General features: G+C 57.7%; 12 protein-coding genes and 1 pseudogene. All 13 read right to left on the bottom strand.

Translation table 11 applies throughout. The features are described from left to right. Positions 1-801, bottom strand: an 801-nt coding sequence (locus BBW68_RS10150; protein ID WP_186821315.1) for a DNA circularization N-terminal domain-containing protein, incomplete at its 3' end; no start/stop codon positions are given. After that, on the bottom strand, positions 801-3062 hold the full coding sequence (locus tag BBW68_RS10145; protein ID WP_070135269.1) for a phage tail tape measure protein: 2262 nt from the start codon (positions 3060-3062) through the stop codon (positions 801-803). The genes BBW68_RS10150 and BBW68_RS10145, both read right to left, overlap by 1 nt. A 12-nt stretch (positions 3063-3074) precedes the next feature. Beyond that, positions 3075-3584 carry a hypothetical protein gene (locus BBW68_RS10140; protein ID WP_245675252.1) on the bottom strand — a complete coding sequence of 170 codons (510 nt, stop codon included), beginning with the start codon at positions 3582-3584 and terminating at the stop codon, positions 3075-3077. Positions 3585-3586: 2 nt separating this feature from the next. Then, on the bottom strand, positions 3587-3955 hold the full coding sequence (locus BBW68_RS10135) for a phage tail protein (protein WP_070135268.1): 369 nt from the start codon (positions 3953-3955) through the stop codon (positions 3587-3589). Positions 3956-3965: 10 nt separating this feature from the next. Beyond that, entirely contained in the window at positions 3966-4874 is a 909-nt protein-coding gene (locus tag BBW68_RS19825; protein WP_245675251.1) for a phage tail sheath subtilisin-like domain-containing protein, read from the bottom strand. Then, positions 4868-5410, bottom strand: coding sequence for a hypothetical protein (locus tag BBW68_RS19820; protein ID WP_245675250.1), 543 nt, complete (start codon positions 5408-5410; stop codon positions 4868-4870). Before BBW68_RS19820 ends, BBW68_RS19825 begins: the two co-directional genes overlap by 7 nt. A 2-nt stretch (positions 5411-5412) precedes the next feature. After that, positions 5413-5658, bottom strand: a complete 246-nt coding sequence (locus BBW68_RS10125) for a DUF2635 domain-containing protein (protein ID WP_070135267.1) — start codon at positions 5656-5658, stop codon at positions 5413-5415. Further along, positions 5651-6301 carry a phage protein Gp37 gene (locus BBW68_RS10120; protein WP_070135266.1) on the bottom strand — a complete coding sequence of 217 codons (651 nt, stop codon included), beginning with the start codon at positions 6299-6301 and terminating at the stop codon, positions 5651-5653. Before BBW68_RS10120 ends, BBW68_RS10125 begins: the two co-directional genes overlap by 8 nt. After that, positions 6301-6741, bottom strand: a complete 441-nt coding sequence (locus BBW68_RS10115; RefSeq protein WP_070135265.1) for a gp436 family protein — start codon at positions 6739-6741, stop codon at positions 6301-6303. Before BBW68_RS10115 ends, BBW68_RS10120 begins: the two co-directional genes overlap by 1 nt. Positions 6742-6743: 2 nt before the next feature. Continuing rightward, positions 6744-7265 (bottom strand): Mu-like prophage major head subunit gpT family protein, encoded by a 522-nt coding sequence (locus tag BBW68_RS19815; protein ID WP_476727290.1) that lies wholly within the window; start codon positions 7263-7265, stop codon positions 6744-6746. Position 7266: 1 nt separating this feature from the next. Further along, a pseudogene (locus BBW68_RS21025) lies at positions 7267-7617 on the bottom strand (Mu-like prophage major head subunit gpT family protein); the annotation flags it as partial. Positions 7618-7674: 57 nt separating this feature from the next. Continuing rightward, the gene (locus tag BBW68_RS10105; protein ID WP_070135264.1) at positions 7675-8106 is read right to left on the bottom strand and encodes a hypothetical protein; all 432 of its coding nucleotides are present in this window, start codon (positions 8104-8106) and stop codon (positions 7675-7677) included. Next, positions 8103-8777: phage protease (locus tag BBW68_RS10100; RefSeq protein WP_222563080.1), on the bottom strand; the 675-nt coding region annotated here is incomplete at its 5' end. The genes BBW68_RS10100 and BBW68_RS10105, both read right to left, overlap by 4 nt.

The following is an 8777-nucleotide window of genomic DNA, read 5'->3' as shown; positions in this document are numbered from 1 at the left end:
GACCTTCTTCACGCTGCCGGAGGACATGGTCTGCTGGGCGGTAGTGCGCTGCGCCGGTAATGTCAGCATGGTGTTCTTCAGCCCGGTCAGGGCGTTCCAGTCCGACAGGCGCGAAGCCTCGCTCAGCGACAGCCGTTCAGTGAATGCGCCGGTCAGGTGCTTCAGGTCGGAGATAAAGGCTGTCGGGTAGTCCAGATAGTCGAGGGCACTGCCGATGGTGGACTGCACCTCGTTTGCCAGGGCGTTTACCACGTATTCCGCTGAGGCAATGATATTGGTGACGCGGGCAATGTCCTGCTGAATGTCGCGCAGCGTATCCATTGCGTCCCCGAACCAGCTGATCGCGCTGTCAAAAATACTGTCGCCGTCCGCTTCGTAATGGGTGGTGGCAAACAGCGCATCGGGCTTACCGCTCTCAACGAAGACCAGGTCGACGGTGACGGCGTTAACCGGCTCCACCTCGTGAAAGACTCCGGCCTCCAGAAACTGCACGTCCGGTACAGAGCCGTATACCGGGTGAACCAGCTCGCCGGTGCCCGCCGTTTTAAGGGCATTTAAAAAGGCTTTAAGCTCCGTCTGGTAGCGGTTGCCCCAGAAGATCGCCTGCAGGCGAAAGTTCACTGCCTTCAGCCCCTGGTCTTCCACCTCTTCGCCGTCCCGGTACGGGTAGGCATAGGTCACGGTGTCCTTTGCCAGGGTGTCGCGGGTAAACAGACAGTCGAACTCCACGCCCCGGAACGAGGCAGGCATCAGCAGGTCGACGCCCAGCGCCGAAGCGATTTCATTGATAGTATCCGCCATTACTTTCTCCTTGAATCAACATCCACGCGGCGCAATACAGCCTGAGTAACATCGTGTCCGTCAAGATAGATATTCGCAACAAACGGCTGCTGCGGGGGTTGCCGGGAATTTGCCGGAGTTTCCCCTGGCGCGGTGGTTTTTGCGCTGTTGTTTTGCGAGAAGAAACTCTTGATTTCATCAAAAGCATCAAGAAACCCAACCGGCAACGGTGCACTATCTGGGATACCGTAACCTTCTTCTTTCAGCCGCTTACGTTTATCTTCGCTTCGCTCCATGACCTGTTCATAAAACTGGTTATAAGCGATATAGGCTTCGGCAAAGGGCACTCTGGCCAGCTTACCCAGGAGGTTTCCTCCTTTACTCAAAACCCCACCGCCTTTTGCTGCTGTTTCAGCCGCTTTGGCTGCAGCGTCTCCACCTTCCTTCGCCAGAGCCGAGTCACCCCCTTTCAGACGATTCCAGAGTTTATTCCCAGCCCACCCAAGTGCAACGCCACCACCAATATCTTTAAGAACCTGAAAAACCGAAGAAGCTCCGCTGATAGCGGTTGTTAATTTCGGAAACTCCTGGGCCAGCTCAGCCGCTTTTTCTGCAACATCGGCAAAAGAATTTGCCAGCGGTGCGGCGGCGTCAATTTGTGCGTTAAAGGTTTCATTTTTCGCTTGGTTAACCTTAAATTCTGCGCTGTCTTTCTTCAGCTCAAAATCCATATCTGCAGAGGTTTCACCCGCCGGTTTTTCAAATTGCTCACTACCCTCTTTAATCAGCTTGTGGTAGTAATCTTTGTTACGTTCCCAGTTGAGGAAGCCATTAAACGAATACTGATTCGTAAAAATACGCCCGACATTCTGTCCATGAATTTGATCGCGACGAGCTTCAAGCTGGGCTTTTTGATCTGGATCTTTGGCGGCTGCTATTTGCTTCTCAAGCGCAATAAATTGTGGATCTTTCTCATCCATAGATCTAATTGCTCTGTCCACAGTATCCAGAGGAGTCAATCCTTTAGCCGCATCTGCACGAATTAACGCACGAATATCAATCCCTTTTTTGTTTTTCCCTTTACCATGCTCCAGATTCGCAAAATTGTTGGCCAGTGTTGGCGAGGACAACTCGGAGAGCAGATTGGTAGTGAACGTCGCGGCTTCTTCCGGGGAACCTGCGCCACGGGCTGCCGCCTCAAAAAGAGCACTCACCTGAGAGTAGCCAGTACGACCATACAGACCGATGGACTTGGCAGATTCCAGCGCCTTCGGCATCTCTTTGGCCAGCAGTGCCATATCGACCAGGCCGTGCTGTGACATCGTGGTGGCAACACTCAGGCCTGCGTGGGCATCCTTCTCATTCAGACCAAAATTGAATGCACTCGCCTGCAGACTGGCGACTGCAGCAGGGTCGGTTTCCGTTGCGGTAGAAATTCTCATGACTTCGGGGAGTGCCCGGATAGGTATATCCGGCCCCTTACCCATAGTCCCTGACCGCATCATCGTCTCAAGAGCGTGAAGGGCACCATCGTGATTCCCACCACCTTCCCGCAGCGCCTTACGCACGCCAGCATCAATGACTTTCATCCCTGCTTCGCGGTCAGCCTTACTGCCGCTGCTGTAGGCAAAGTTAGCCTGTGTGCGTAGCTCGGAATCGTACTGCATCTGATTCTCGATGGGCTTACGCATCACCATCGCACCGGCAACAAGACCGCCGCCAATAGCGCCCACCGTCTTACCCACGCGGGCAAGGCGCTGATAGCTTCGCTCAGTTTCGCCCAGCTCGCGTCTGAGCCTCGCAACGGTCGCCTGCGTCTGGGTCCAGGCGCGGCTCTGCTTGCTGGCACTCATGGTGCCGCTGCGGGACAGGCGGTTGTACGCGGCCAGCGTCTGGTTAATCTCGCGCCGGATGGATTGCTCGGAGCGGATACCCAGCGTTTCGCGAGCGCTGGCCATACGCCGGTACTCCTGCAGCACCGGAGCCGTGTCCTTCTGGGCACGCATCGTTTCAACCATCTCATTACGCAGTCGGCCGACTGTTGAGATCATCTGCTGGTATGCACGCTCCTGCCCCTTTGCCGACAAGGTTCCGCTGCTTTCAAGCCGGTTCCAGGCGCTGATTGTACGCAGGATTTCGCGCTGTATGCTCTGTTTGGACCTGATCCCGTGAGCTTCACGATCGCGGGACAGTCGACGAAACTCTTCGGATAACGACCGGATTTTGGGCGTGGCATTGTCCTGCACGCCGAATTTAATCTGAGTATCAAAATCACGGGCCACGGGGCAGTCCTCTTAGCGGGAAGCAGCACTGCGTGCCCTGTTGCGGGGGCGACGCAGGCTGATAACGGTGCGGTTTTTCTGCCAGGCTTTGGGGTTTTCCCGGCGGGTGATGGCGTCCAGCCATCCGGCCAGCTCTACAGCGCTGGCGAGTCGGATTTTTTCTTCTGAGATGCCGTATCGTCCGAGCCGGATAACCGTGTACCGGTATTCGGTGAAGCGCTGCTCATGGATTTGAGCTTTTTTTTTCACCTCGTCGCGCAGGGTGCGCAGGAAGGCATAATCTTCGGACACCAGATTGTCACAGAGCAGCTCATAGGTGATGCTCTGCGCCGGAATGTCGCCAATCTTCGTCAGCGTGCGGGCCAGCACCGCAATCGGCACACCTGCATCGGATACGCCGTCTTCAATCACGGCAATCTCATCCCCGACCGTTGCCAGACCCAGCACCACGTCCTGGTGCAGTTTGCCATCAAACAGAATGCCAACCGGCAGTGAACCTGTGCAGGTAATGTTTCCGGACATCATTATTCCTCAATTTTGTTAAGTGCAAAGGCGGTAATGTTGATACGCGCCTCGTTATCCACGGTGTACTGCTCACCGACCTGCGTGACAAACACATCCTGATAGGTGGTGCGTTTGCCGCTGCCGAGCGGCGTCTGGGTCAGTTTTGCCCCGGCAATCTGCGCCCAGTTGACGGTGGTATCCTTTGGCACCACTGCCGTGATGGCCAGCTCCCACGTGGCGATACCCTGGGTATAACCTTTCGCCCGGCCAGTGCTGTTCATGGTCTTGACCAGCTTTTTCCCGGTTGTCTCGGTGGGGTTGAAGTCAGTGACCTCAACCTCCACGCTGTTAACGTCCAGGACAATCGAGCCTACGTATTCAAGGGCCATTGTCGTCTCCTTACATCAGATAAATGACGGCGGCGAACACATGCAGACCCCGCACGATTGCTGCCGGAATGGTGGCCTCCGCCCGCGTATCGTCCTGAAGACTGCGGGTGACCCGAAGCTGGTCTTTCAGCGCGTCGACGTTCTCCACAATCTCCAGCTGCTCCAGCGAATACAGCACATCGAGCAGTTCGGAGCGGATACGCGCCAGTCGCGCATCGGTCAGCTTTTCACGCGGGAAGCGTTGGGTGTAGCGCGTCCGGCAGGCCAGACGCACATAGTCGAGCGAACGGATAATGGTGATATCCATAAGCGACCGGTCGGTCACGCCAGCGGCGTTCTTTACATAAGTACTGACCGCGCGCACGATACGCACCACGCTGCCGTCCACCTCAAACGGCGTCAGGCCGTTCATCAGAGCGTTTTCCTGTTCGGTACGTCCCGGCCAGTTGTCCTGCGCCGTGATATCCAGACCCGGTAACGTCAGGGTATTCAGCGGGCGGGCCGGATCGGATTCACTGGCCATCACCGCGCCGTAAATTGCCGCCAGCTCGCCGTTGGGCAGCGCGGAACCAGCATGCCAGCCGCAGGAAATGCGCGGTGCGTTAACCTTGCTGGTCAGCGTGGTGCCGCTGGCAAGCGTCCCGTTCCAGCCGGTAATACCCACAGCCCCGCGTTGCTCAAGCGGCCCGGAGACGTTATCCAGATGCGCGGACAGCTTTGCCAGCGCCTCATCGCTGGTGTAAGGCAGCATGATCAGCGTGTGCCCGGAGGCGAACACGGCGCTGAATGCCGCATCCAGAGTCGGGTCTCCCTGACCACCGCGCATCGGTGTCAGCGTGGCCGTCAGACCGCTGGCCGTGATGATACAGTTCAGACCACACTCATTACCGGCGCTGCCCTTATTGCGGCTGGTCAGCACCAGCGCCCTGACTTTCTCCGGGGGGCGTCACCCGTTACCGGACCGTCTGTCTCACCCACGGTGGCGCTCAGTGGCAGGGTATCCTGCAGCGTAATTGCACTGGCCAGAGAAGCCATCACATCATCGGCTTTATCGCCCTGGCTGACGGCAACGGCAACGGTGGTGCCGCAAATACCCAGACGAACCTGACCGGAACCGCTGGCGGTGCCGTTAACCACCACCGACCCGGTCGCCGCCACACCGGCTTCAGCATCATCCAGCCCGACAACCGTCAGCTGAATGTACTGGTTTGCCTTGATCGCCGCGCGGGCCATACGGTGGGCCTGCGAGCCGCGTCCGAAGTAGAGCGCCGCCTCATCGTCGCTGAAGACATTCACCGGCGTCAGTGCGTCGACCGTAGCGCTGTCGTGCAGACGCTGTGCGATAATCAGCAGCTTCTGGTCATTAGAGGCCAGCGCACGTGAGGCCAGCGTGGTATTGAACGCGAAATAAGCACCAGGCTTATAAATCGGGTTCGGAATAGTTGTCATATCCATAGTCATTTTTCCGCCTTAGCTGCCGGAGCAGCAGATATCTCTGCGTTTTTACCGGATGGTTTAACATCAGCAGCCTCAGTTGCAGCGGATTTAGCCTGTCCGGCATACAGCATCAGATCGCCATCCCGCAGGCGGCGCAGCCAGTAGGCTGTTTCCGGCACCTCCACGGCCTTTTTGTCGGTGATGTAACGGTCTGAACGACCCTCCACCGGCACCTGAATACCCTTACGGGCGATCACCTTAATCATCGTTGTCAGTCCTGTTCTGCATGATATCTTCGGCGACAGGGTCGGATTCTCCAGGCTGGAAGTACGCCATGCGGGTGCTTTCATGCCACAGCTGCGGTTTTTCAATACGCCCGTTCCAGCGAACAAAGTCAGCGTCGTCATCGGTCGGCAGCTCTGGCGCAGGCCAGTGCCCGTTATCCAGCGCGTCTTCCACCCATTGCGTGCCGAACACGCACTCGTAGACCGCCACGCCCTTATCGTTAAAGGCCTGCCCGGCTACGGGGCGCACGCCCTCGGGCTTCAAAAAATCAATCGTCAGCCCCAAATCCTGCCCGGTGAGCAGGCGGCGCACGCTGCGGATAAGGCGATAGCATCCCGGCTCTTCAATCCCCGGCCCGCCGTGGCGGAGCGCCTCATTGCTGCGCAGGTTGTAATCCACGACAAAGACGCTGAAGCGACCGGTGACGAGGAAGCGGCGGCGGGAGGTGTCATGTGCCCGGCTGTTAGTGATGCCTGAAAACACCACGCACACGCCGGGGAGCTGCCGCAGGGCCACGCCGATATCCGTGGCCAGCACGTTCCATGTCACTACAGGGTTGTTGACCATCCGGCCCAGCCCCTGCTGCAGGCGTTCACACAGCGCTTTTTCGATGGTGGTAATCATCAGTACGCCCCTCCACCGGTGCGGTTACGGCTCCACAGATCGTCGCCACCGGAATAAAACTCGACGGTCGGCGTCGAGGCATCGACGGTGCCGCCGTTCTCCGGGTTTGAGCCGATACCGGCTTTGCCGCTGGCAACCAGCTTCAGCCAGCTGATAGCGTCCTCGTAGCGCAGGCGGATCACTTCGTTGCAGGTGTGCTCGTTACCGGTGAGCAGGTAGCGGGCGATATCACAGCAGTAATCACGCAGCGCATCGGGCACCTGCCGCAGCGGCAGGCGATAGCGGGCACCGATATACGCATCAATCCTGCCGCTCGCCGACCGGAGGTGGCGGGCGAGACGCTCATCATCCGCCTCATCACTGTGCCAGGGCGCTGACACGCTGACCGCATCACGCTCTGTGAAATAGGTTTTGTAGTCCTCCGGGGTGGCGTAGCTCATGGTCAGTTTCCTTTACCCGTGGAGCCGTAAGCCATCTGCCAGTAACCGAACGCAGCGGCACCGCGAGACTCAACACCGTATTTATACTCAGCCCGCATAAAGACGTCGTCCGAGTCCATATTGGTCTGGGAGACAAAGTCCGGGGATTCACGCTCCTGGAAGATAAGCGGCTTCAGCACTTTGGTGGTGTCGAGGAGATACCACTCGGTATCGGTTTTCAGATCCTGAATTACCAGCACTTCCGCAGAGCCTTTGTAGAGGTTGGGCTTGCCGTCTTCCAGGCGTTCAGCCGTCACAAGCGCTTTGGCGATATCTTCCAGCGCCGGAGGCACGAGCAGCAGATCAGGGTTGATGTTCAGCGGACGGTCGTGGCGGTCTTTCAGCTTTTTTATGCTGGTACGCGCCGCGCCGAATGAGGCCTTGGCCGCATCCTGTGTGGCACACCGACAACGGGGCTTTGCCCATGTTGCTGTAGGTATTGTCACCAATTTTGTGACTGTTGCTGATAAACGGCAGGCCGTCATAGCACTTGGCGGTGAAGGCTTTATTCAGCAGTTCGAAGACCATTTCATCCGGCCACATTTCGGCACTCTGGCCTGCAGCCGTCGCCTGGACGCCATAGATCCCCAGCTGGTCATCCTTGATGTGGTTACGTTTAACGACCACCGTTGCCTCAAAATCCTTATTGGGCACGGTAAAGTCATGCGCCAGCAGCTTGGTGAGTTGCTTCTCACCAATCCACTCGCGCATTTTCGGGAACATTTCCAGCCAGGCGTAGTAGTTTGCCGCCCCCGTGGATGGGATGCGGGTCGCCACGCGCTGCCACTGCGGTTTACCGAGCTTCAGCCCGCCCTGAAACGACTTTTTCAGGCTCATAAACAGCACGCTGAGGTTGGCTTTGTTGATTGCAGCCATAATCATTTTCCTTATAAATCAGTAAATCCAGACGCCGTCACTTTCGATCAGGATGATTTTTCCGGCGCTGCTGCGGGTGGCATCGCCAGCCGGAGTCTCACCGTCCGCAGGTGTACAGCCGTTCTCAGCAGACAGCGTCTGATTATCCAGGATGTAAGCGCGGGTAAGCAGGCTCGCCTGGGTGATGGTGCCGTCACTGGCCCACTTAAACGCCTTACTGGCGCGGACGTTGATGAACTGAGCGCTATCCTCACCGGCACTGTTATCCACCGACTCGTCGGCGCAGCCTGCGTATTTCAGAGTCGCATCCTCCGTGCCGTTGACGGCAAAGCCGGTCGCGTTAACACAGACAATGGCACCCATCGGGATAACTTCATCTTTGGCAACGGGCACCGGCACCAGAATGCAGTCGCGCCCTGCTGTGTCGCGGGGTTCAGTGATAGCGGTCATTTTTTCTCTCCGGTCAGGTCTTCAGCGGTGAGGCCCATCTGGCTGCAGATGGCCAGCTGGTCGGCGGTCAGCCCGACGTTACCGTCATGCTTACCGGTATCAAACGTCATGCCGTCAGACTGCAGCTGTGACAGGGCTTTGATAGGATTGCGGGTGCCGATCATCTTTTCCATCAGGCCGTAGTTGCTCCTGCCCAGCTCGCGCAGATTGTCCTCGTCTGCACCTTTCATTACTCGCCCGTCGCTCAGTGCGGCGGTCAGCAGGGTTTCCACCTTATCGCCCTGAATCTGTGAGGAGAGCGATGCCAGCTCGTTGCGCAGGTCGTCCACCACGGCTACCGGCACATACTGGGTCGAGTCGGGCTTGCCGTTCTGCTGCCCGGAAGAGAGCGCGGCAATCTTCGTCTGGCCCTCCTGAATGGACTGGTCTTTTGCTGTCAGCTGGGCCTTCTGGGCCTCAATCAGCGCACTGATGCTGGAGCAGTTGGCCTCTTTAAGCTGCCCCTTCTGGAGCGCTTCAGCCGCTGCCTGAATAGCCGCCTCATCAGCCTCATTACCCAGCCCCATAATGGCGCAGAGGACGAGACGCAGGTTTTCGTTCATCGGTTGTTCTCCGTTATCAAAAAACATCAGGGACGCAGCCACCTGACGCATCCCGTCCAGCACCGGCAT

The organism is Candidatus Erwinia dacicola, from assembly GCF_001756855.1.
Lineage (GTDB): Bacteria > Pseudomonadota > Gammaproteobacteria > Enterobacterales > Enterobacteriaceae > Erwinia > Erwinia dacicola.
The sequence above is the reverse complement of the archived record's forward strand: the minus strand, read 5'-3'. Positions and strand labels throughout refer to the sequence as shown.